Below are 21,401 nucleotides of genomic sequence, written 5' to 3' on the forward strand. Positions count from 1 at the left end.
GCCCACTACCCTGGAGTGGTGACCATTCGCCTGTACGACACCAGTGCCCGGCAGATCCGTGACTTCGCCCCGATCAAGCCGGGTTGTGTCTCGATCTACCTGTGTGGCGCCACCGTGCAGGCCGCACCCCACATCGGGCACATCCGCTCCGGTCTCAACTTCGACATCATGCGTCGCTGGTTCGACCACCGCGGCTACGAGGTGACGTTCATCCGGAACGTCACCGACATCGACGACAAGATCATCGCCAAGGCCGCCGAGCAGGGCCGCCCCTGGTGGGCCATCGGGTACGCGAACGAGCGCGCGTTCGACGACGGTTACACCGCGCTCGGCTGCCTGCCCCCGACGTACGAGCCGCGGGCCACCGGGCACGTCCCCGAGATGATCGAGATGATGCGCGGGCTCATCGAGCGCGGGCACGCCTACGCGGCCGACGGCAACGTCTACTTCGACGTGCGCTCCTTCCCGGAGTACCTCCAGCTCTCCAACCAGGAGCTGGACAACCTCCGCCAGCCCGAGGGCGAGGGCGAGACCGGCAAGCGGGACCAGCGCGACTTCGCGCTGTGGAAGGCCGTGAAGCCGGGCGAGCCCAGCTGGGAGACGCCGTGGGGACGCGGCCGGCCGGGCTGGCACCTGGAGTGCTCCGCGATGGCGCACAAGTACCTGGGCACTGCCTTCGACATCCACGGCGGCGGCCTCGACCTGATCTTCCCGCACCACGAGAACGAGATCGCCCAGGCCAAGGCGTTCGGCGACCACTTCGCCGAGTACTGGGTGCACAACGCCTGGGTCACCATGAGCGGCGAGAAGATGTCGAAGTCGCTCGGCAACAGCGTCCTCGTCTCCGAGATGGTCAAGGTGTGGCGCCCCATCGTGCTGCGCTACTACCTCGGCACCCCGCACTACCGCTCGATGATCGAGTACAGCGAGGAGGCACTGCGCGAGGCCGAGTCGGCGTTCGCCCGGATCGAGGGCTTCGTGCAGCGCGTGATGGAGAAGGCCGGGGGAGTCGTCGAGCCGGCGGCCGAGGTGCCGCCCGCCTTCGCCGAGGCGATGGACGACGACCTGGGCGTCCCGCAGGCGCTCGCCGTCGTGCACACCACCGTCCGGCAGGGCAACAGCGCCCTGGCCGCCGACGACAAGGAGGCCGCCGTCGCCCGGCTCGCCGAGGTGCGGGCCATGCTCGGCGTCCTCGGCCTCGACCCGCTCGACGAGTTCTGGGCGGGCGCGGGCGCCGACGGCGGCGAGGACCTGCACGGCGTGGTCGACAGCCTCGTACGCCTCGTCCTCGACCAGCGCGAGTCCGCCCGCGCCCGCAAGGACTGGGCCACCGCCGACGCCATCCGTGACCAGCTGGGCCAGGCCGGGCTGGTCGTCGAGGACAGCCCGCAGGGACCGCGCTGGACCCTCGGTCCGCGCTAGCTGCCCGCTTGATCGATTGTGCCGCCCGGCCCTCCGGGCGGCACACTGCATAAGACGTACGTACGACAGCTCACGAAGACAGGTAGGTCATGGCCGCGAACAACCGCCGCATGTCCGGCAAGAAGGGCGCGCAGGTCGGCAGTGGCGGCCAGCGACGCAAGGGCTTGGAGGGCAAGGGGCCGACCCCGCCCGCCGAGATGCGCAAGGGTCACAAGAAGAACCGCATCGCCAACGCCAAGGCCAAGCAGGCCGTGCGCCGCCCGGTGCCCAGGGGCCGGGGCGGCAAGTCGTCCTCCGAGCTGGTCGTCGGCCGTAACCCGGTGATCGAGGCGCTGCGCGAGGGCGTGCCCGCGAACACCCTCTACGTCCAGCAGTTCATCGACAACGACGAGCGCGTGCGCGAGGCTCTCCAGCTCGCCGCCGAGCGCGGCGGCATCAACCTCATGGAGGCCCCGCGCCCCGAGCTGGACCGCATGACGAACGGCCTGAACCACCAGGGCCTGGTCCTGCAGGTCCCGCCGTACGAGTACGCGCACCCGGAGGACCTCACCGGGGCCGCCTACGACGAGGGTGCGGACCCGCTGATCGTCGCGCTCGACGGGGTCACCGACCCGCGCAACCTCGGCGCGGTCGTCCGCTCCGTCTCGGCCTTCGGCGGCCATGGCGTCGTCGTCCCCGAGCGCCGCTCGGCCGGCATGACCGCCGGTGCCTGGAAGACCTCCGCCGGCACCGCCGCCCGTACCCCGGTCGCCCGCGCCACCAACCTGACCCGGGCCCTGGAGGCGTACAAGAAGGCCGGCCTCACGGTCGTCGGCCTGGCCGCCGACGGGGAGGCCGAACTCGGCGAGCTGGAGGCCCTGCAGGGCCCCGTCGTCATCGTGGTCGGCAGCGAGGGCAAGGGCCTGTCCCGTCTGGTCGGCGAGACGTGCGACCTGCGGGTGCGCATCCCGATGCCGGGCGGTGCGGAGTCGCTGAACGCAGGTGTGGCGGCCGGCATCGTCCTGTACGAGGCGGCGCGCCGACGGGCCTGAACACGCGTCCGTGACCTCACCCGTGCGGGGTAATTCCGGCGCTCTGTGCTGCTTTGACGGGGTCCGGACACATCCGCCCGGTCGAAGCAGTGTCCAAACACCACGTCGCTCGGTTAGGTACGTGTGGACACCAGAACACCCCGCACACCCACGGGGGACCGCTCGTCGGGATACGACGACGCTCCCGCGCTGAGCATGGTGAAGGTGCCGAGCGATCCGGCGCAGGTCATCGTCAATCACGCCAGCTTCCGCGTGCAGCTGGGCGCGACGGCGAAACGCAGCCGGTCCCCGCGGATCGCCCGCCACCTGAGCGCCACCCAGGACACCGCCCGCATCCCGGTCGTGGGCACGGCGGCCCGGGCCGCAGCCGCGGCGCCCGGCCGCCGCCGCCCCGTCGTGTGGAGCGGCAAGTCCGCCCCCGACGACACCGGCGCCCACCGCCTCCTGCAGGCCGTACGGGGCAGCAGCGTCCGCCACGCCGACGAGCCCGCCGAAGCCGGCGCCACCCAGGTCATCCCACGCGTCGAGCCCGGCTACGGCGGTGGCTACGGCGGTGGCTACGGCGACCACGACCAGACCGTCGAGACCCCCGTCGTCGGCCACCAGCGCACCGCCTCCGACGACGGCACCCGGCTCCTGCCCCACATGCGCACGGGCGCCGACACCTACGGCGAACCGGCCTACACGGGCGACGAGTTCGAGCTGTACGACGACTACGAGGACCTCGACGACGACGATCCCGCCGAGGAGACCCGCGAGCGCACCGCGGCCCGGCACGGCGACGACCCCGCACGGCACGCCTACTACCCGGGCCGCCGGCTCAACCTCGGCGTGGTCCTCCTCCCCCTGCGCGTCTTCCTCGGCTTCATCTCCATCTACGCCGGCATGGGCAAGCTGTGCGACCCCGTCTACTTCGACGGCGGCAAGCGCGGCTCCATGGTCAAGTGGCTCAACACCCTGCACCCCTGGGACGTCGCCGAGCCGCTGCGCCAGCTCGCCCTGCACCACCCGGTCGGCTCCGGCCTGGTCATCGCCTTCCTCCAGGTCGTCGTCGGCGTCCTGACGGTCCTCGGCTGCTGGCAGCGCGTCGCCGCGGTCGTCGGCGCCCTGCTCTCCGCCGCCCTCATCGTCACCGTCAGCTGGCAGACGGTCCCCGCCTACGACGCCCCCGACATCATCTACCTGGCCGCCTGGTCCCCGCTGATCATCGCCGGCGCCCCCGTGTACTCCGTCGACGGCCGCCTCGCCGCCGGTGCCTGGCGCACCCTCGGCCCCCGCTCCGACATCTGGGAACTGCGCCGCTACGTGCTGCGCCGCGGTGCCCTCATCACGGCCGTCACCGTCGGCCTCACCCTGCTCGTCGGCTCCCTGCTGGGCGGCGCCGTGCGCGACTCCAGCCGGGTGGTCGTCCCCGGTCCCGGCGAGGCCCCCCGCAACAACCAGCCGGGCTCGCCGCTGCCCCACCAGCCCGGCAGGCGGCACAGCGGCACCCCGTCGGCCTCCAGCTCGCCCACGGGCGGTGCCACCGCCGGCGCAAGCCCCTCCAAGGCGGCCACGACCCCGGGTGCGAGCCGCACCGTCGGCGCCACCACCACGACGCCCAGCCAGACCCAGGGCACCGTGGGCCAGGTCCCGCCCCGCCAGTCCGCCCCGACGGGCGGCGGCGCCCCCAGCACGACGGCGGGCCCGACCAGCACCGCCGGCAGTACCTCGAGCGGCGGCTCCACCTCCTCGGGGCAGCCGGGTCTGGTGGGCGGTCTGCTGGGCTGACCGGGCAAGACGCCAAAGGGCCCCGTACCACGAAAGGTACGGGGCCCTTTGGCGAAACGGAGGGTGTACCGGCTCAGGGGCGCGTGGAACTGCGCGACATCCCCCACGCACCCGCACCCGGCTACCGTCCCAGAGCCGCCAGCTCCTTGGCCGCCTCGGTCAGATCCTTCGCCGTGTCGATGGCCCGCCAGTAGGCCCCCTGCGGAAGGGGGAACCCCGCCAGCTTCCGCTCCCGGGCCAGCCGGGGGAACGTGGTCCGCTCGTGGTCCCCCCGCTCGGGCAGCAGCGAGGCGAACTCGGGCGAGAACACGTACACGCCGGCGTTGATCTCGAACGTGGACGGCGGCGCCTCGATGAAGTCGGTGATGTGCCCGAACCCGTCGGTCTTCACCGCACCCCAGGGAATCCGGGGCCGGGCCAGCGCCAGCGTGGCGATGGCATCCCGCTCGGTGTGGAAGTCGGCCATGTCCCGCAGGGAGAAGCGGGTCCAGATGTCGCCGTTGGTGGCGTACCAGGGCCGGTCGGGGTGCGGGAGATGAGCGGCGGCGTACCTGAGGCCGCCACCGCGGCCGAGGGGCTCCGTCTCCACGACGGTGCTGACGGACACGGGCAGGTCGGCCGAGTCCAGCCACTTCTGCAGGACCTCGGCGAGATGGCCACAGGAGACCACCACGTCCGTCACGCCCTCTTCGGCGAGCCAGGCCAACTGGTGGCCGATGATCGGAGTTCCCGTGCCGGGGATCTCGACCATCGGCTTGGGCCGGTCGTCGGTGTAGGGACGCAGCCGTGAGCCCTGGCCACCGGCCAGGACAACGGCTTGCGTGGGGCGCAACGCGGCGTTCGGATGGGTCATGCCCCGAACTGTACGTGGCGCCCCGGCCGGGATTCCGACCGCAACAGGCTCCTTAAGGAGCCGTTACCTACTTCCCAACCCGCGCTTAGCTGTGCGCGGTCAGCACGCCCGAGGCGAAGGCCGTGTCGCAGACCGGGCGGGCGTAGGACTGGGCGCGCGAGGCGCCGTAGATGCGCACCGCGGCCTGGCCCAGGGCGCGGGCGATGGAGGAGCAGTGCTTTGCCAGCGACGGGCGCCCGTTGATCGCCTGCTGGAGGTGGGTGAGGACCACCCCCGGGTTCCGGTCCTGCAGCTCGGTCATCAGCTGATCGCGGAGCACGTCCTGCGGGGCACGGGAGGCCGCCTTGGAGGAGACCTCCGCCGAGGAGACGTCCGAGGCGGTGAGCACCGAGCTGGAAGGGCTCCCCGTCCAGTTGACCCGGGTGACCGCGAGGGTTCCGGAGAGCACCAGGACGACGGGCAGGACGAGGGCGAGAGTGCGGCCGATACGGCGGGCAGGGCCGCCCCGATGGCCGCGTCGTGTCTGAGGGTTGGTGGAGTGCTTCACGCGAGTGAGGGTAGCGCCCGGTGATGATTTGGCGACATTTAGTCACCCTTATGGGGGATGAAGATACGTCTCTTTCTGGGTAGGGGGTTGACGTGTGTCGCCCGAAATGATCGCTGTGCCGGGGTATGTGTCGGCAGCAAAAGGGCCCCGCGGCGGTCCGCGGGGCCCTTTTCGTCAACCTCGGCGCATGCGCGCTGGTCAGGTCGTCAGTCGGAGAGACGCTCGCCCGTGGAGGTCGAGAACACGTGGTTCTCGCCCGGCCGCGGGACGACGTGCAGGGTGGAGCCCTTCTCCGGCACCTGGCGGCCGTTGACGCGGACGACCAGGTCCTTCACCTCGCCGCCGACCTCGGCGGTGCCGTAGACGTAGCCGTCGGCGCCCAGCTCCTCGACCACGTTCACGGAGACGGCGAGACCGGCCGGGGCGTCCTCGCTTTCCTTGGACAGGGAGCCGGCGGCACCCCCGCCCAGCTCGACCACGTCGAAGTGCTCGGGACGGACACCGACGGTCACCGTGCGGTCACCCCTGTCGGCGGCGGCCGCCAGGGCCTCCCGGTTGACCGGGACGACGCTGTTGCCGAACTTCACGCCGCCGTCGGTGATCGGGACCTCGACCAGGTTCATGGCGGGGGAGCCGATGAAGCCGGCGACGAAGAGGTTCGCGGGCTTGTCGTACATGTTCCGCGGCGAGTCGACCTGCTGGAGCAGGCCGTCCTTGAGCACGGCCACGCGGTCGCCCATCGTCATGGCCTCGACCTGGTCGTGGGTGACGTAGACGGTGGTGATGCCGAGGCGGCGCTGCAGGGACGCGATCTGCGTACGCGTCGACACACGGAGCTTGGCGTCCAGGTTGGACAGCGGCTCGTCCATGAGGAAGACCTGGGGCTCACGCACGATGGCACGGCCCATCGCGACACGCTGGCGCTGACCGCCGGAGAGGGCCTTCGGCTTGCGGTCCAGGTACTCGGTGAGGTCGAGGATCTTCGCGGCCTCCTCGACCTTCTGCCGGATCTCCGCCTTGTTGACGCCGGCGATCTTGAGCGCGAAGCCCATGTTGTCGGCGACCGTCATGTGCGGGTAGAGCGCGTAGTTCTGGAACACCATGGCGATGTCCCGGTCCTTCGGCGGCAGGTGCGTGACGTCGCGGTCACCGATGCGGATGGCGCCGCCGTTGACGTCCTCCAGGCCCGCGAGCATCCGCAGCGAGGTGGACTTTCCGCAACCCGACGGGCCGACCAGGACGAGGAACTCGCCGTCCTCGATCGCGATGTCGAGCTGGTCGACGGCGGGCTTGGTGGAACCCGGGTAGATCCGGGTCGCCTTGTCGAACGTGACAGTGGCCATGGTGAATGGGCCCCCTTCTACCGGCAGGAACGTGCCGGACGATCCGTTGTAGGAAGGTGGTTGGTGTAGTCCACACCAGTGAACTGGTTCAGGACGGTACCTGGCGTTCACCTCGTATGTCAGTACCCGGAGCCCTGTGAACTTCGCGGAAATTTTCGACCGGGGGGTGGGGCGCCGCTCGGCGCATGTGTGCACGGACGGTCACGCTCAGTTTTCGGACCGGCGGAGTGCGGAACTTCGTGGCTCGGGGAAAGGCGCTCTGTGTACAGTGGAGCCGCCTTTCGCGTACGGCGTTCAAGTACGCGATGCCTCCTTAGCTCAGCTGGTCAGAGCGCCGCTCTTGTAAAGCGAAGGTCGTCGGTTCGAATCCGACAGGGGGCTCTGAAAAACCAGCTCTGACCTGGGGTTTATCCCAGGCGAGACGCTCTATTCGGCCTCGGACTCCGCGTCCGGGGCCGTTTGCGTGAGCGGTGCGTGAGCGGATGCGTCACCAGGGCCCAGCTGGGCTGCGGATTCCCCGGCATCCGTCGGCACGCCTTCGGCGCCGGATTTCACGCCATCGGCGACCTCTGGCTCGGCTTCGGCCTTCTCGGCATCACCTGTCCGGTGAGCACGTGGTACGAGGCGGGCGGCGGCCTCGGCGATGGCGAGGTCGGCCTCAGGAAGCAAGCTCGTGTACGTGTCCGCCGTGATGGCGATCGAGGAGTGGCCGAGCATCTCCTGGATGTCCTTCAGGTCGGCCCCGGCCGCGTGAGCGAGGGTCGCCGCGCCGTGCCGCAGGTCGTGCAGTCGGATCGGCGGGAGGCCGATCTCCTCGTACAGCTCGATGAACCGGCGCGTGACGTTGGCGGGGTGGAGCATCTCGCCGTTCTCCTTGGTGAAGACGCGGCCGGTCTCCACCCAGGCGCTCTCCCATTCCTCGCGGTCCTTGTCCTGCTGGACGCGGTGCCGTGTGAGGGCTCGGACCGTGTCGGAGTCGAGCGCGATGGTGCGGGCGCCTGCGTCGGTCTTGGGATCGTCCTCGTACACCTCCCAGCCGCTCACGACGAGCTGCTTGGCGACGGTGATACGGCCGTCGTCGAGGTGCGTGTCGGTCCACCTCTGCCCGCACGCCTCGCCCCGACGCAGCCCGCGGAAGGCGATCAGGTGCCACAGCGCGTACAGGCGGTCCTCCGCGACATGGTCGAGGAAGAGGCCGGTGTGCTCCGGCGTCCAGACCATAACGGGCGATGGCCTCTCGCCGGTGCGCTTCCAGTGGAGGATGCGCTCCTCGGTCCACACCAGCGCCTTCGGGCGTTTGCCCGCTTCCATCGGGACGTGGGCCGCCGGGTTGAACGTGATGAGCTGCTGGGCGATCGCGGCGTTCAGCGCGGCCCGCAGCGTGGAGCGGATGCGCTGGCGTGTGGCTGGGGTGACCATACGGCGGAAGGGCTCCATCTCGGCGATGGCGGCCTTCAGAACCTTGCGGCGAGCGCGGTGCTCGCGCCCCTTCCAGGGAATCCGCGCAAGGTCCTCGATCGCCGTACGGCGGGCCGCATTTGCCTCGGCGATCTCCACGTTGGCCTCGGCGATGGCCTCGAACATCTCCGACAGGTGGCTGACGCGGAGGCGGTCAAGCCGGATGTGCCCGATCCGTGGCTTGAGGTGGACGCGGATGTTGCTCTCGTCACGGCTGATGGCACTCGGCCGCCCCTTCTTGCCCGCCAGCCACATGTCCAGCCACTCGCCGAGGGCGAGTCGGCTGGTCAGGTCCAGACCGTGGCTGAGGCGTCGCCGAGTCTCCTCGACGTTCGGGAGCGGGGCCTTCTCGTCGGCCACCTTCTCCAGCAGCTCGGCGATCTGTGCCAGACCCTCCGTGTCGTCGGCGTCGGCGAGGCCGATCAGGGCGCGGACGTGGTCGAGGTCGGCCTGGGCGGCCTTCAGGGACTCGTAGCCGGCGCGGCTGAAGGAGCGGCGGGTGCCGTCTTCGCGGGGCGGGAGCTCCTGGCGTATGGAGTACGAGCCGTGCTTGCGGCTGGAGAGCTTGGGGCAGTTCTTGCCCAGCGGCTTGCCCGTCTTGGGGTCTCGGCAGTAGCAGCGGCGGTGGGTGGAGCCCTTCAAAGGCGTTCCTCCGGGGTGGTGTCGGTTTCAGGTTCGGGTGGGTCGACGTCGCCCAGGGCGGGTGGCAGATCAGGTGGGGTGGCTCCGTCCTCGCGGAGGTCGCGGCGGAGGTGACGGAGTCTGTACTTGGCGGAGATGGCCTGGTCGGTGTACTTGGCCTGCTGGCGTTCGGCTTCTTCCTTCTCGGCGCGGCTGGTGGCCGTCTTGGCCGCGAACCGTGCCTGTTCTTCCTCTTCGAGCGCGGCGAGAGCGGTACGGACGAGGCTGGCGTGAAGTTCGAAGTCGGGGACCAGGCCCGCGTCGTAGCCGGGCACGTCCTCTTCCCCGGTGAAGCGCCGTAGGGCATCCCAAGTGGGCACGAGGTGCTGGAACGGCAGTTCCTGGGTCTGCTCGACGTAGCCGACCGGGAAGATCAGGCAGACCGGGTACGTCTCCAGCGCGGCGGCCAGGACCATGACGTCCACAAGGGGGAGGTTGGCCCGCCGGCCGGACTCCATGTTGGCGATCACATTGCGCGGGATGGGATGCCCGAGCTGCTCGCACCGGTCCGCCAACTCCTGCGCACTCCATCCCATCTCCTTCCTTCTGCGCCGCACCTCGCCGGCCACGTTTGCCTTGATCCGGTCCGCCCACTCCGGGACGTCGTCCTCGTCTCGTCCATCATCGAAACTGTGTTGTGTCATGAAGACACATTAGCTTGGTCATCCTGGTTGGTAGACGCCCGGAGACGGATGTGATGACCGCGTTCGCCGAGGGCTGCATGGAAGGGGCGCATTGCATGCGCGACGACGTGATGACCAAAGACTCGAAGGGCTCGAAGGGGATGAGCCGGGAGGAGGTACTTTCTCTTCCGGTGGCGGTTGACCTGGACACGAGCAACCGAGCGCTCGGCCTCGGCCGGAGCAAGGGCTATGAGTTGGCGAAGCGGGGCGCCTACCCGTGCAAGGTGCTGCGGCTGGGCAATGCCTACCGGGTGGTGACCGCTGATCTGCTGGAGCTGCTCGGGTTGGCGGCATGAAGGGGCGGGAGCGTAGCAGACGGTTCTGCGCTGAGCTGACACAGAAAGGCTGGACTGTTGCAGGGGCCGGACGTACTGTCCGTGTTCCCTCGGGGAACCGAGCGAGAGTCCCGACTCGGGACACAGCGCGCGTTCAGTGTCCGAACGCAGCGAGGCTCCGGCGCGGCAACGCCGGAGGCTCGGGAATCCCCGTCGCCCGCATCCAACGAACGATCCGCGCCGCTGGGCCTGCATGCCCGGCGGCGCAGAAGAGGAGCCACCTGGTGCAACCTGAGAGCCCCGCGCCCTATTCCACTCCCGTACCTCATGCCAGCGCATGGCCGCCGGTCGCGGTGCCGGGCAAGTCCGGCCAGGGCGAACCCGAGCCGACTGCGCAGGGCGAGGCGGTGGAGACTCCGGCACCGGATCCGGAGCCGACCGTCGGCTCGGCGCTGCTGGACGAACTACGTGAGCAGATAGCGAAGTTCGTGATCCTGCCCTCGCCGGAGGCGCTGGATGCGGTGACGCTGTGGGTGGCAGCCACGCATCTGCAGCCGGCCTGGCAGCACGCGCCGCGTCTGGCGGTGGTGGGGCCGGCGAAGCGGTGCGGCAAGTCGCGGCTGCTGGACGTGCTCACCGAGACGGTCCACGAGCCGATGCTCACCATCAACACCACACCGGCTGCGGTGTTCCGGTCGATCACCGAGGAGCCGCCCACGCTCCTGGTGGACGAGGCGGACACCATCTTCGGCACGCCGAAGATGGCCGAGAAGAACGAGGAGATGCGCGGCCTGCTCAACGCCGGCCACCAACGCAACCGCTATGTCACGCGGGTGGTCGGCAACGACCACACCCCGCACCGGTTCGCCACCTTCGCCATGGCGGCCCTTGCCGGGATCGGTGACCTGCCCGACACGATCATGGATCGGTCGGTGGTCATCCGTATGCGCCGCCGGGCGGAGGGCGAGCGCGTTAAGCCGTTCCGCTCCCGCCGCGACACTCCGGCCCTGCACGACGTACGCGACCGGATCGCCGCCTGGGCCCGCCCGCTGCTGGACGAGGCGGCGGACCTGGAGCCGGAGATGCCGGTGGAGGACCGGGCCGCCGACACCTGGGAGCCACTGGTCATCGTCGCCGACCTCGCCGCCGGACCCTGGCCCCGTCGCGCCCGCGAGGCGTGCGCACGGATGGTCACCTCCGAGGTCGAGGTCGAGGAGGAGCAGCCCGGCGGGGCACGGATCCTCGCCGACATCCGCCGGATCTTCTTTGCCCAACGGGAGGTCGACAGCCTCTCCACGGAGGAGCTGCTGCACCATCTGCTGCAGAACACCGAGAGCCCGTGGGCGGAATGGGGACGCCACGGGCTGACGTCCCGCAACCTGTCGGACATGCTGCGGCCGTTCGACATCAGGCCAGGCAACGTCCGCCTCGCCGACGGAACCCAGCGCAAGGGCTACATGCGCAACAAGTTCCTCGACGCCTGGCGGCGCTACTGCCCCACTGTCCACCCCGTGGACGCCGAGCCTGTCGCCCCCGCCGCAGACTGAGCCCCGCCCCCCGGTGGGCGTCCCTGCCGTCCCTGCCGTGAGCCCGCAGGTCAAACGGCATGCAGGCAAGACGGCAACCGGGGACAAGACGGCAACTCGATCATCGATCGCTGCTGCCGTGAGGACGCCGCGCGGATCCGTCTTGTGCCGTCCCACGCGTCCTCGCCGTATCACCGCAGGTCAAAGCCCTGCCGGTCGGGACGGCGCCATGGAGCAGTGCCGTCCTGACCGGCAGGGGCACGCCGAGAAGCGCTCGGCCGATCGCCCGCCGTCAGGCCGCCTCCGCGCACGCGGGAAGAGCCCGAACGCCGCCGGTACGGCACATCCATGCCCCTGCCGTACAGGTCCTGACCTGCGCTTGCAACGGCCAAGACGGCAAGACGGATCACACCGCCAACACCCAGGAGCACCCCGCTTGACCCTCACCACCCCGACCCCCACAGCCACCCGTCGGGGGCACCGACCCGACGGAGGACGGCTGTCGATGACGAAGAAGGACATCGAGCGGTACACGCTCGGTGCGGCCGGAGTTGTCATCGTCGCCCTCACCATCAGCGGGTTCTGGCTGTCGTACGCACACCTCGCCGAGGTCGCCGGACAGCACGGGCTGCGCAGCTCTCCGACCCGCCGCTGGGCTTGGCCGGCGACCCTGGACGCCTTCATCGTCGCGGGTGAACTGCTCATGCTCCGTGCGGGCCTGCGCAGGGTGACCGACAGGTGGGCGATCGCCCTTACGGCCACCGGATCGGTCGGCTCCATCGCGCTCAACGTGGCCGGGGTCAACGGCACGGGCAGCGCGGGCGCTGTGCCGCTGCTCGACTACGTGGTCGCCGCGGTCCCCCCGACCGCAGCCCTGCTGGCCTTCGGTGTCCTGATGCGGCGGATCCACCAGCTCGTCGACCAGCCTGCGGGCCATTCGGAACCCGCGCCGGTCCAGGCGCAGGAACCACCGGTCACCGCCCCCGTCACGCTCGCCGAGGAACCGGCCGAGCCCGCCCAGCCCGTGTCGCCGACCGACGTGCCCGGCCAGCCGACGAACCCACCGTTCGAGGTTACGGAGAGCAGGCCGCGTGGTGGCCGTCCGCCCGGCGCCACGCTTGAGGAACTCGTGGAGATCGGCCGGATGGCCCTCGCCGAGCACGGCACGCTCACCCGGTCACTGCTCCGAAAGGCCGTCAAGGCCAAGGGGCTGACGATCAGCAGCGAACGACAGACCGACGTGATGACCACCCTCTGGCCCGAGATCGAAGCCGCCGCCGAGACCGGTCCGGACAGCGGCTGACCGGAATCCCTACGGGGTGACCGGAATCCTTCCGGTCACCCCGGCCAATCGGGCCACCCGTCTCACTCGCCGCCCGCTCATCCACACCTGTGGATGACGCACTGGCCACCAGCACTCGGTCAGCCCCGCACCAGCAACCTGCCTGCTCTTCCCGCCCCTTCCGGAGAACTGCCCGTGACGCACGACCAGCACCGCCCCGACCACACACTCGACGAGATGCTGGCTCAGGCGAAGTCCCCTACGCTGATGAGCCGTCTGCGCCGTGCGTTCGGACGGGCTGCCCCTGGCGGAGCCAGTAGTACCCCGAGTCCGACTCAAGGCCGGTCTTCGGGGATCTCCGCCCCGGGGGTGGCGGAGAGGGCCCAGCGCCAGGGGGCGCAGGACCGGAGGCTCGGGACCGAGGGCGACCCCGAACCGGACACGCTCCACACCGTCCAGCGTCAGATCCTTCTCGCCGCACCCGCCACCGTGCCGGCCGCTGAGGAGCGAGCCGTGCAGAGCGTCCAGCCGGCGATCCGCCGTTTCACCGGCACCAAGCGGACCGTACGCGTCGGCCCACTGCGGTTCACCGGCGACGAGCACCTCCTGCTCCAGGGAGCTGCCACCGAGCACGGCTACAAGGGCGAATCCGGCTTCGCTGCCGACATCGTCCTCGCATTCATCAGCGGCCGGTTCACCGCCAACCTGCCCCTGTCTGAGGACCGCCGCCGAACCCATCACTTCCGCGCCCAGGTCCTGCGCCAGCTCAACCGCATCGGCGTCAACGTCAACCAGATCGCCCGCGCCCTCAATAGCGACCTCACTCCGCCCGACATCCGCCAGCGCCTGACCGAACTCCAGGACCTGCTGGAGCTGATCGCCGAAGCCCTGCGCCAGCCCGCCGACCCGGAAACGGAGGCGTCCGCGTGATCGCCGCCATCAAACCGGCCGGAGCCAACACCCGCGGCCTGCTCGCCTACCTCTACGGCCCCGGCCGCCACGACGAGCACCTCGACCCGCACATCGTGGCCGGATTCGCCATGCTGGGCATGCCCGACCCGGGCCGCCACGAGAACGCCACCCTCACCGAACTCGCCCGTCACCTCGATGAACCCGTCCGGCTGCGCAACAGCGAGTTCGGTCAGAAGGTCACCGACCACGTCTGGCACTGCCCGGTCCGCGCCGCACCCGAGGACCGCTACCTCTCCGACGCCGAGTGGGGCGAGATAGCCCAGCGCATCGTCGAAGCCGCCGGCATCGACCCGGCCGGTGACGACCTGGCCTGCCGCTGGATCGCCGTACGCCACGCCGACGACCACATCCACATCCTCGCCACCACCGTTCGCGAGGACGGCCGCCGCCCCAAACTCCACGACAGTGGCCTGCGCGTCGGCGACGCATGCCGCGAGATCGAGAAGGACTACGGCCTGCGCCGGCTGAAGAAGGGCGACCGCACCGGAGCCCGCCGGCCCACCCAGGGCGAGATGCACAAGGCCGAACGCCTCGACTGGGACCAGCCCAGCCTCGAGTGGCTCCAGGACCGCATCCGCGCCGCCATCCCGCACGTGACAGGCGCCGAGGAATTCATCGCCTACCTCGAAGCCGACGGCATCGAGGTCAAAGCCCGGCGCGGCCCGTCAGGAGACCTCCTCGGCTACGCCGTCGGCCGCCCCGGCGATCTCAACGAGAACGGTGAACAGATCTTCCACCCCGGAGGCAAGATTGCCCCCGACCTCTCCCTGCCCAAGATCAAGGCCCGCCTCGACTCCACCCGGCCCGAAGAGCATCCCACCGCCCGTCGCAACCACCCCAGCACCCCCTGGCACCAGGCCACCGACGCGCTCGACACCCTCCACAGCGACATCGCCGATGACACCCGCGCCCAGGCCCACATCGCAGCCCTCGGTGAACTGCTCGAAGCCACCGCCCAGAAGGCACCCGACAACCTGCGTGCCGAACTCCAGGCTGCATCCAAGGCGTTCAGCCGAGCCCAGCGCTCCCGGATCCGCGCCGAAGACCGAGCCGCCCAAGCCCTGCGCCTCGCGGCCCGCGACATCGTGTACACCGCCACCGGCCCGGACGGCAGCGCACTCGCCGCCCTGCTCGCCGGTCTCGTCTGGGCCACCATCGTCGCCGGACGCTGGCACGAGGCGAAGAACCACGCCCACCAGGCCGAAGCGGCCCGCCAGGCAGTCCAGCATCTCCAGATCGCCGCCGACCACGCCCTCACCCCGACGCTCACCGACCTCGCGGCACGGCCCCCCAGGGCACAAGCGTGGGGCGTCCTGGCCAGCGACGTACGAGCGGCAGTCCCCGACCACGCCGAGCGGATCCTCACCGACCCGGCCTGGCCCGCGCTCGCCACCGTCCTCGCCGACGCCGAAGCCCGCGGCCACCAACCCCACCAGCTCCTCACGGAAGCCGCTGCTCAGCGCGAGCTGACCACCGCCCGTCAGCCCGCCCGCGTCCTGATCACCCGCATCCAGCACACCGGCCGAAACCCGGCACGCAACCGCCGAGCCGAAGCCGCCCGCCGACGCTCGACCATCGGAGGCTCAATGCCCACCCAGCAGAACGGGAGCCCCCAGCTCTCGGTGGTGGTGACCCCCACCGAACAGCAGCACCGAAAGCACCGGTAGGCGCCGTGCGGGTTTCGCCGTGCGCCCCGCGGGTTCTGCGACTGAGAGTCGGTGCGTTCAAGCCAACGTCACACCGAACCGACCCCGTGCCCTTGACGACCCTCGCGCCCTTCGGAAGCGTCGCACGCAAGAACGCGCAACCGACTTGATCTGGGAGGGCATCGTGGACCTACAGTTCATCGGGATCGACCCCAACACCGGGGGCGAAGGGTCGCCGACGGTGTGGGTGGAAAAGGAGACGGCTGACCTGGTCCTCCAGGGCGTCAAGGCCGAGGAAGCGCTGGAGGCACTGGTCAGCGGTACGGAGTGGGTCGCCGGTCACGCGGTGGGGATCCCCGCCCACGAGACGGTGATCCGCATTCCAGCCCGCATGGTGCCGATTCTGAGGGAGGCGTGCGATGTCGCAGAGCGGCGTGCCGAGCTTCGCTGAGCTGCTGGCCGGTACGCGCCGCAGCGCGGTGCATCTGGAGATGCGCGACGCGTACGGCGTCGGTGACGAGGCAGAGGAGTTCGAGCAGTTCAAGCGCACCGGTCACGTCGATCTCGATCCGACGGCGCGGTGGTGGCCTGACTGGCTGGGCATGGTGCGGGAGGCCGTCGGCCGTGGCGTGGCGATGCGTCGAGCCAGGATCGTTTCCGAGCCCGTGACGGACTACATCCGCTGGGAGCACGCCGCCACCTCGTTGAACGTCGAGGCAGGTGAACTGGTGCGCTGGCTGCCCCGTCGTCGGGCCGTGGACATCGCCCTGCCGGGAGCCGACTTCTGGCTGCTCGACGACCGTCTGGTGCAGTTCAACATCTTCACCGGGGACGGCGATTGGGCCGATCCACCCAAGGAATTCAGCGAGGACCCCGCCGTGGTCAAGCTGTGCTCCGACGCTTTCGAGGCCGTGTGGGAGCGTGCCGTCGACCACGAGAAGTACACCGTCTGACCGCCGCTCCACCCCATGCCCGCCTCCCCTTCGTCCAGCGCTCAGGCCGCCCGTGAAGCGCTCGCCGTGCGCCTGACGCACCTTCGCAAGGACGCCGGCCTCACCGGGAAGGAACTCTCCGCCCGGTGCGGCTGGCACCCCGCGAAAACCACCCGCATCCAAAAAGCCGAGGTACAGCCCACCGACGTGGACATCCGCGCCTGGTGCACGGCCTGTGGCGCCGCCGACCAGGCCGACGACCTGATCGCCACGGCCCGCGCCGTCGACTCGATGTACGTGGAGTGGCGCAGGAGCCACCGGATGGGCATGCGCAAGACCCAGGAGCACTTCTACGACCTCTACGCGCAGACCGGCGTCACACGCGCGTATGTCTCCAACGTCGTGCCCGGCTTCTTTCAGACCCCCGCGTACGCCACGGCCCTGATGGAGGCCATAACCGACTTCCAGGGAACTCCCAACGACGTCTCGGAGGCCGTCGCGGCCCGCGTCGCCCGGAGCCGGTTCCTGTACGAGGGCGGTCACCGGTTCATCGTGCTCATGGAGGAGTGCGTCCTGCGCTACCGCGTGGGCGACGCCGAGACGATGGCGGGACAGCTGAGGCATCTGCTGGCCGTGATGCCGCTCCCTTCCGTCTCCCTGGGCATCATCCCCTTCACCGCCCAGCGGACCATGTGGCCGCTGGAGGCGTTCTACCTCCATGACGGCTCGCGCAGCGTCGTGGAAACCCTCACAGCCGAGGTCAACGTGGTGCAACCCCGCGAACTTGCCGACTACCGCAAGGCGTTCGGGGAGCTGACGAAGATGGCCGTCCACGGCAACGCCGCCCGCGCCTTGATCGACGCGGCGATCGACTCCCTCGGATGACGTTGCGCAATTCCCCGCAATTTCGTTGAGGCAAAACTCCGGCTCTGCGTACGGTCGTTGGCGTCGCCGGGCAGGCCAGGCCCCTCTCGGCGGCAGTGGAGGAGAGTCCCGCTCGTACCCCCGTTGCGAGCGGGACGTTCCCAGCCCCGAGGAGACGACCCCGTGAGCGTCATGACGAGACCCACCACAGTCGGATCGGCCGGTTACACCGAAACCCTCCCCTGCGAGCCCGAGACGGCCCGCCGCGCCCGGCGGCTCGTGTCGGCCGCGCTGAACTCCTGGGGCATAGGCGAGATGTCCGATGTGGGCACGCTGATCGTCTCCGAGCTGGTGGGCAACGCAGTCCGCCACACTCCGTGCCGTCTGATTCGGGTGTCCGTTCGGCGCGTCACGAACGATCTCGTACGGATCGGCGTCACCGACAAATTCCACGCCCTGCCGGAAATGGGTCCGGTCGTCGGCGGTGATGAGACTGGTCGTGGCCTGGTATTGATCGACGCGCTGTCATACCGGTGGGGCTACGACCGAAAGCGCTGGGGCAAGACCGTCTGGGCGGAGCTGGCGGTGCCGGCATGCTGACCTTGCGGCTGCTGGCCGAAGACGAGCTGGCGGGCGTTGTCGATCCGGAGCGATGTGTGGAGCTGGCAGTGCCGCGCCGCACGGAGGGCGCGATCACCGTCCGCACCCTGCGCCTGACACCCGCCGACCTCGTACGGCTGCGCACGGAAGCCGATCTGGCGCTGGCAGATATCCGCACCGAAGTCATGCGCGCCGAGGACGCGTGGCGCGAACGACTCGCTGAGTGGCACGCCGATGGGCGAGCCGCCGCCGAGGCCACCGAGCTGGACACCGCGCTGATTTCGCTCGTCCTGGAGGGCCTGCGGGCCTCCTTGTAGCCCCCACAGACTCCGCCCGGTGTACCGAAGGACAGCCCCGGGCGGTACGGCGACCCCTCGTCTCACCAGGTGGGCGGGCGCCGCTCCAATCCGCTGGCTGCACCCGGCACAGCGGATCTGGCCAAGACCTCTCGCTCTGGCTGAGTGGGAGGAAGCCGAGAGAACAGGAGTGCACGATGCCCGAGAACGTCGTCATGGAGCCTGCCGAGGACGGGCTGATCGTCTCCCGGAAGTCCATCGCCGCCGCCCGCTCCCGTGCCGAGCAGCCCTCCGACGGCGGCTCGACCGGTGTCTCCGACACCAACGACTGAGCGGAGCCGGCAGAAGTGACCGCCTTCTCGAAGGTGGTCGAATGCCTCGGTGGGGACTTCCCCGCCGGGGCCTTCGGCCGCACCTACCGCATCTGGCGCAGCGTCGCCGACTTCTCGTCCGTCCTGACGTGGGACGACCTCAACACCGTCATCGGCCGGGGCCGCCTGGAACCGCCTCGCCTGCGTCTCCACCGCGACGGGGACCTCATCCCGTGGCAGCGCTACGCCACCGCTGTCCCTACCCGCAGGAACGTGGTGTGGCAGCGCATCCAGCCATCGCGGCTGCACGGCCAGCTCCGCGACGGTGCCTCACTGGTCCTGGACGCCGTGGATGAACTCCACCAGCCCGCCGAACGCTTGGCACAGGCCCTCGAAGCGGTCTTCCGGGGCCGTGTCCAGATCAACGTGTACGTCTCCTGGACGGCGACGGAGGGCTTTGGCACCCACTGGGACGATCACGACGTCATCGTGGTCCAGCTCGAAGGAGCCAAGCGGTGGCGTCTGTACGGTCCGACCCGGATCAACCCGCTGCACCGTGACACCGAGGTTCCGGAACCTCCGGCAGACGAGCCCGTCGAAGAGATCGTCCTGCGTGCCGGCGACATTCTGTACCTGCCCCGGGGCTGGTGGCACGCGGTGGCGGCCACCGAGGGCCGCTCCCTGCACCTGACGTGCGGACTCCAGACAACCACCGGCGCCGATCTGCTGGGCTGGCTCTCGGACCGGCTGCGGACCTCGGAAACCGTACGGGCGCACCTGCCCGTCTTCGCCCCGCCGCAGGAACAGGCCGCCTACCTCGAACTCCTCCGCAAGGAAGTCACGGACGCTCTCCACGACGGCGCGATCGCAGACTTCCTCACCGCCAGGGACGGCATCGAACCGGGCCGCCCCATGCCGTCACTGCCCTTCCTCGACGCCGTACCGGCGCTCAACGACCTGCATGTCCGGCTCACCACAGCCCGAGCTCAGCTCACCGAGAACGATCAGGACCAGGTCGTGCTCCTCGCCGGCGGCGAAGAGTGGACGTTCGCTCCGCCCGTACGCGCTGTGCTGTCCCCGCTCCTCGACGGCGCCTCGGTGCCGCTGGGGCTCCTCGCGGAAACGAGCGGCCTCACGGTCGGACAAGTCGCCGTGCTCGTGACGGAACTGGTCCACGCAAACGTCGCGGCGGTGAGCGAGCCGTGAGCCCCGACCTCGCACTGGGAACGTACCGGTGCCGGGACATCCCGCAGGCGGCCGTCGCCGCGGTCGCCTGCGGGGCGTCCTGGATCGACACCGCCCCCAACTACCACAACGGCCGAGCCCAGGCCCGGCTCCAGCCCGTGCTCGCTGGGAACCCTGGTCTGCGTGTGTCGACGAAGGTCGGATTCTTCACCTCCGACATTGCGGCAGCCGCCTGTCGCGCCGGAGTCCTCACGTCGGCCGAAGCCGCTTCGGGCCACTGCCTCACCCAGAGGTATGTCGCTTGGCAGAGTCGCTGCAACGCGGCAGAACTGGGCCGTGTGCCGGACATCGTCTTTCTTCACAATCCCGAGCGAGCCGACCGCCCTCACGACGCCATCACCGGCGCCTTCACCGCTCTCGAAGCCGAGGCCCATGCCGGGCGGATCGGAGGCTACGGCGTCGCCACCTGGACCGGCTTCGACGGTGTCTTCAGCGTCGCTGACCTCCTCGACATCGCCACCAGCTGTGGAGGCGCCGGCCATCACCTGTCCGCCATCCAGCTCCCCGTCTCACTGGTCATGCTCAACCCGGTCGTCCAGGCCCTGGAGGGCACCGGCCCACTGGCTGAGGCAACCGCAGCCGACGTGGACACGTTCATTTCCGCCCCCCTGCATGGCGGAGAGCTCCCGGCCATGGTCACGGACGAACTCGCCCAACTCATCGACCCAGGCACCACCCCGACCGGGGCCGCCCTGCGTGTCACCGCGTCCACCCCAGGGGTGAATCACGTCCTCCTGGGGTCCGGGAACGCGCAACACTGGGAGGCCGCCCAGCACGTCCTTGCTTTGCCCCCGCTCCCGGACAAGACCCTGCACGAGGTGATCGATGTTCTCGGCGCCTGACGACGCCACCGCCCAGCGCATGCGTGCCGCCAGGGCCTCTGCGTGCGCCACTCTCATGCTGACCGACCTTGCCGAGGAACCCATCTGGGGCTACGCCGGCCGGACCCTCTCCGGCGCCGTGACCAGCGCGCAGGGCGCCGGCTGGCTCCGCGTCGTCGCGGAACGCCCCGACAAGGCACACGGAAAACTCTGGGACGGCCCGAAGACCGCACAGGAGCTGCTTCCTCCCGCGATCCCCCGTCCTGTCCTCCATGAAGTCCACGACTGGCAGGACGCTGGCTGGGCGTACCGGGCGGAGCTGTATCAGCACACGGACGCCACCGTCATCTCTCGCTCACCGGTCCTCGAACACGACCCGGCCCTCCCCGAGGCATGGTGGGCGAAGCTGCGGAACGCACTCGACTACCTTGCCGAAACCCCCACCGAACGCATCGCCGTACGCGAGGAGTACATCCGCCGAGCGGTTCCCGAATACACGGGCTGCGATGTCGGTCAGATCGAGTGGTCCACCGCCCACGGCGATTTCCACTGGTCGAATCTCGGGGGCCCGGACCTCACGATCCTCGACTGGGAAGGCTGGGGGCGAGCCCCAGTCGCCTTCGATGCCGCCCAGCTCTACCTCTACTCCCTCCACACCCCCGTCACGGCCGCCCGCGTCCGCGAGACCTTCTCCCACATCCTCAACACCCGGGCCGCACGCGTGGCAGAACTGACTGTCTGCGCCCAGATCCTTCAGGCAGCCGACCGTACGCCGTTCTATAGGGAGCTGGCGGGCCCGGTGAAGGAGTACTTGGAGACGACATATGAGAGGACGGCCTGAGA

Annotated in this window: 22 protein-coding genes and 1 tRNA gene; 18 read left to right on the forward strand and 5 right to left on the reverse strand. The window is 69.9% G+C overall.

What is annotated here, in order from left to right:
* Nucleotides 1-18 precede the first annotated feature (18 nt).
* The 3 genes from cysS (at nt 19) to AB0H32_RS05500 (ending at nt 4,223) form a co-directional block, all read left to right on the forward strand.
* A complete protein-coding gene (gene cysS / locus AB0H32_RS05490; RefSeq protein WP_361114620.1) occupies nt 19-1,422 on the forward strand; it encodes a cysteine--tRNA ligase in 1,404 nt (467 codons plus the stop codon).
* 89 nt (nt 1,423-1,511) lie between these two features.
* Nucleotides 1,512-2,453 (forward strand): 23S rRNA (guanosine(2251)-2'-O)-methyltransferase RlmB, encoded by a 942-nt coding sequence (gene rlmB, locus AB0H32_RS05495; protein WP_361114623.1) that lies wholly within the window; start codon nt 1,512-1,514, stop codon nt 2,451-2,453.
* Nucleotides 2,454-2,576: 123 nt separating this feature from the next.
* A complete protein-coding gene (locus tag AB0H32_RS05500) occupies nt 2,577-4,223 on the forward strand; it encodes a DoxX family membrane protein (protein WP_361114626.1) in 1,647 nt (548 codons plus the stop codon).
* A 121-nt stretch (nt 4,224-4,344) separates the two neighbouring features.
* On the opposite strand, the gene AB0H32_RS05505 is transcribed toward AB0H32_RS05500, so the two are convergent.
* The 3 genes from AB0H32_RS05505 to ugpC all read right to left on the reverse strand — a co-directional run bounded on the left by AB0H32_RS05505 (nt 4,345) and on the right by ugpC (nt 6,966).
* Nucleotides 4,345-5,076 carry a nucleotidyltransferase family protein gene (locus AB0H32_RS05505; RefSeq protein ID WP_361114629.1) on the reverse strand — a complete coding sequence of 244 codons (732 nt, stop codon included), beginning with the start codon at nt 5,074-5,076 and terminating at the stop codon, nt 4,345-4,347.
* A gap of 85 nt (nt 5,077-5,161) precedes the next feature.
* On the reverse strand, nt 5,162-5,623 hold the full coding sequence (locus tag AB0H32_RS05510) for a hypothetical protein (protein ID WP_361114632.1): 462 nt from the start codon (nt 5,621-5,623) through the stop codon (nt 5,162-5,164).
* Between the two features lie 206 nt (nt 5,624-5,829).
* Nucleotides 5,830-6,966 (reverse strand): sn-glycerol-3-phosphate ABC transporter ATP-binding protein UgpC, encoded by a 1,137-nt coding sequence (gene ugpC, locus AB0H32_RS05515; protein ID WP_361114635.1) that lies wholly within the window; start codon nt 6,964-6,966, stop codon nt 5,830-5,832.
* A 307-nt stretch (nt 6,967-7,273) separates the two neighbouring features.
* On the opposite strand from ugpC, the gene AB0H32_RS05520 reads away from it, so the two are divergent.
* Nucleotides 7,274-7,347 (forward strand) — tRNA-Thr (locus tag AB0H32_RS05520).
* A 45-nt stretch (nt 7,348-7,392) separates the two neighbouring features.
* Here the strand turns inward: AB0H32_RS05520 and AB0H32_RS05525 are convergent.
* Entirely contained in the window at nt 7,393-9,066 is a 1,674-nt protein-coding gene (locus AB0H32_RS05525; protein WP_361114638.1) for a site-specific integrase, read from the reverse strand.
* A complete protein-coding gene (locus AB0H32_RS05530; RefSeq protein WP_361114641.1) occupies nt 9,063-9,749 on the reverse strand; it encodes a helix-turn-helix transcriptional regulator in 687 nt (228 codons plus the stop codon). Before AB0H32_RS05530 ends, AB0H32_RS05525 begins: the two co-directional genes overlap by 4 nt.
* 95 nt (nt 9,750-9,844) lie before the next feature.
* Between AB0H32_RS05530 and AB0H32_RS05535 the strand changes: the two genes are divergently transcribed.
* The 14 genes from AB0H32_RS05535 (at nt 9,845) to AB0H32_RS05600 (ending at nt 21,399) form a co-directional block, all read left to right on the forward strand.
* Nucleotides 9,845-10,084: a hypothetical protein gene (locus AB0H32_RS05535; protein WP_361114721.1), complete on the forward strand. Its 240-nt coding sequence runs from the start codon at nt 9,845-9,847 to the stop codon at nt 10,082-10,084.
* Nucleotides 10,085-10,347: 263 nt separating this feature from the next.
* On the forward strand, nt 10,348-11,610 hold the full coding sequence (locus tag AB0H32_RS05540) for a DUF3631 domain-containing protein (protein WP_361114644.1): 1,263 nt from the start codon (nt 10,348-10,350) through the stop codon (nt 11,608-11,610).
* Nucleotides 11,611-12,094: 484 nt separating this feature from the next.
* Nucleotides 12,095-12,892, forward strand: coding sequence for a DUF2637 domain-containing protein (locus AB0H32_RS05545; protein ID WP_361114647.1), 798 nt, complete (start codon nt 12,095-12,097; stop codon nt 12,890-12,892).
* A gap of 348 nt (nt 12,893-13,240) precedes the next feature.
* Entirely contained in the window at nt 13,241-13,801 is a 561-nt protein-coding gene (locus AB0H32_RS05550; RefSeq protein ID WP_361114650.1) for a MobC family plasmid mobilization relaxosome protein, read from the forward strand.
* Nucleotides 13,798-15,510, forward strand: a complete 1,713-nt coding sequence (locus AB0H32_RS05555) for a mobilization protein (RefSeq protein ID WP_361114653.1) — start codon at nt 13,798-13,800, stop codon at nt 15,508-15,510. The genes AB0H32_RS05550 and AB0H32_RS05555 overlap by 4 nt, the downstream gene beginning before the upstream one ends.
* A gap of 163 nt (nt 15,511-15,673) precedes the next feature.
* A complete protein-coding gene (locus tag AB0H32_RS05560) occupies nt 15,674-15,940 on the forward strand; it encodes a hypothetical protein (protein WP_361114657.1) in 267 nt (88 codons plus the stop codon).
* Nucleotides 15,909-16,442 carry a DUF6879 family protein gene (locus AB0H32_RS05565; RefSeq protein ID WP_361114660.1) on the forward strand — a complete coding sequence of 178 codons (534 nt, stop codon included), beginning with the start codon at nt 15,909-15,911 and terminating at the stop codon, nt 16,440-16,442. The genes AB0H32_RS05560 and AB0H32_RS05565 overlap by 32 nt, the downstream gene beginning before the upstream one ends.
* 15 nt (nt 16,443-16,457) lie before the next feature.
* The gene (locus AB0H32_RS05570) at nt 16,458-17,306 is read left to right on the forward strand and encodes a helix-turn-helix transcriptional regulator (RefSeq protein WP_361114663.1); all 849 of its coding nucleotides are present in this window, start codon (nt 16,458-16,460) and stop codon (nt 17,304-17,306) included.
* Nucleotides 17,307-17,477: 171 nt separating this feature from the next.
* The gene (locus tag AB0H32_RS05575) at nt 17,478-17,885 is read left to right on the forward strand and encodes an ATP-binding protein (protein WP_361114724.1); all 408 of its coding nucleotides are present in this window, start codon (nt 17,478-17,480) and stop codon (nt 17,883-17,885) included.
* Nucleotides 17,879-18,202 (forward strand): hypothetical protein, encoded by a 324-nt coding sequence (locus AB0H32_RS05580; protein WP_361114666.1) that lies wholly within the window; start codon nt 17,879-17,881, stop codon nt 18,200-18,202. Before AB0H32_RS05575 ends, AB0H32_RS05580 begins: the two co-directional genes overlap by 7 nt.
* 176 nt (nt 18,203-18,378) lie before the next feature.
* Nucleotides 18,379-18,513, forward strand: coding sequence for a hypothetical protein (locus tag AB0H32_RS05585; protein ID WP_263636687.1), 135 nt, complete (start codon nt 18,379-18,381; stop codon nt 18,511-18,513).
* A 15-nt stretch (nt 18,514-18,528) separates the two neighbouring features.
* Nucleotides 18,529-19,698: a cupin domain-containing protein gene (locus AB0H32_RS05590; protein WP_361114670.1), complete on the forward strand. Its 1,170-nt coding sequence runs from the start codon at nt 18,529-18,531 to the stop codon at nt 19,696-19,698.
* Nucleotides 19,695-20,579 carry an aldo/keto reductase gene (locus AB0H32_RS05595; protein WP_361114673.1) on the forward strand — a complete coding sequence of 295 codons (885 nt, stop codon included), beginning with the start codon at nt 19,695-19,697 and terminating at the stop codon, nt 20,577-20,579. Before AB0H32_RS05590 ends, AB0H32_RS05595 begins: the two co-directional genes overlap by 4 nt.
* The gene (locus AB0H32_RS05600) at nt 20,563-21,399 is read left to right on the forward strand and encodes a hypothetical protein (protein ID WP_361114676.1); all 837 of its coding nucleotides are present in this window, start codon (nt 20,563-20,565) and stop codon (nt 21,397-21,399) included. The genes AB0H32_RS05595 and AB0H32_RS05600 overlap by 17 nt, the downstream gene beginning before the upstream one ends.
* Nucleotides 21,400-21,401: the final 2 nt, after the last annotated feature.

Source organism: Streptomyces sp. NPDC020362 (genome assembly GCF_040642095.1).
GTDB lineage: Bacteria > Actinomycetota > Actinomycetes > Streptomycetales > Streptomycetaceae > Streptomyces.

Excerpts from the sequence above, each read along its gene's own strand:
- AB0H32_RS05580 (WP_361114666.1), top strand. The coding sequence starts at position 17,879 with ATGCTGACCTTGCGGCTGCTGGCCGAAGACGAGCTGGCGGGCGTTGTC.
- rlmB (WP_361114623.1), top strand. The coding sequence starts at position 1,512 with ATGGCCGCGAACAACCGCCGCATGTCCGGCAAGAAGGGCGCGCAGGTC.
- AB0H32_RS05545 (WP_361114647.1), top strand. The coding sequence starts at position 12,095 with ATGACGAAGAAGGACATCGAGCGGTACACGCTCGGTGCGGCCGGAGTT.
- ugpC (WP_361114635.1), bottom strand. The coding sequence starts at position 6,966 with ATGGCCACTGTCACGTTCGACAAGGCGACCCGGATCTACCCGGGTTCC.
- AB0H32_RS05505 (WP_361114629.1), bottom strand. The coding sequence starts at position 5,076 with ATGACCCATCCGAACGCCGCGTTGCGCCCCACGCAAGCCGTTGTCCTG.
- AB0H32_RS05600 (WP_361114676.1), top strand. The coding sequence starts at position 20,563 with ATGTTCTCGGCGCCTGACGACGCCACCGCCCAGCGCATGCGTGCCGCC.
- AB0H32_RS05565 (WP_361114660.1), top strand. The coding sequence starts at position 15,909 with ATGTCGCAGAGCGGCGTGCCGAGCTTCGCTGAGCTGCTGGCCGGTACG.
- AB0H32_RS05575 (WP_361114724.1), top strand. The coding sequence starts at position 17,478 with ATGACGAGACCCACCACAGTCGGATCGGCCGGTTACACCGAAACCCTC.
- AB0H32_RS05570 (WP_361114663.1), top strand. The coding sequence starts at position 16,458 with ATGCCCGCCTCCCCTTCGTCCAGCGCTCAGGCCGCCCGTGAAGCGCTC.
- AB0H32_RS05535 (WP_361114721.1), top strand. The coding sequence starts at position 9,845 with ATGCGCGACGACGTGATGACCAAAGACTCGAAGGGCTCGAAGGGGATG.
- AB0H32_RS05530 (WP_361114641.1), bottom strand. The coding sequence starts at position 9,749 with ATGACACAACACAGTTTCGATGATGGACGAGACGAGGACGACGTCCCG.
- AB0H32_RS05585 (WP_263636687.1), top strand. The coding sequence starts at position 18,379 with ATGCCCGAGAACGTCGTCATGGAGCCTGCCGAGGACGGGCTGATCGTC.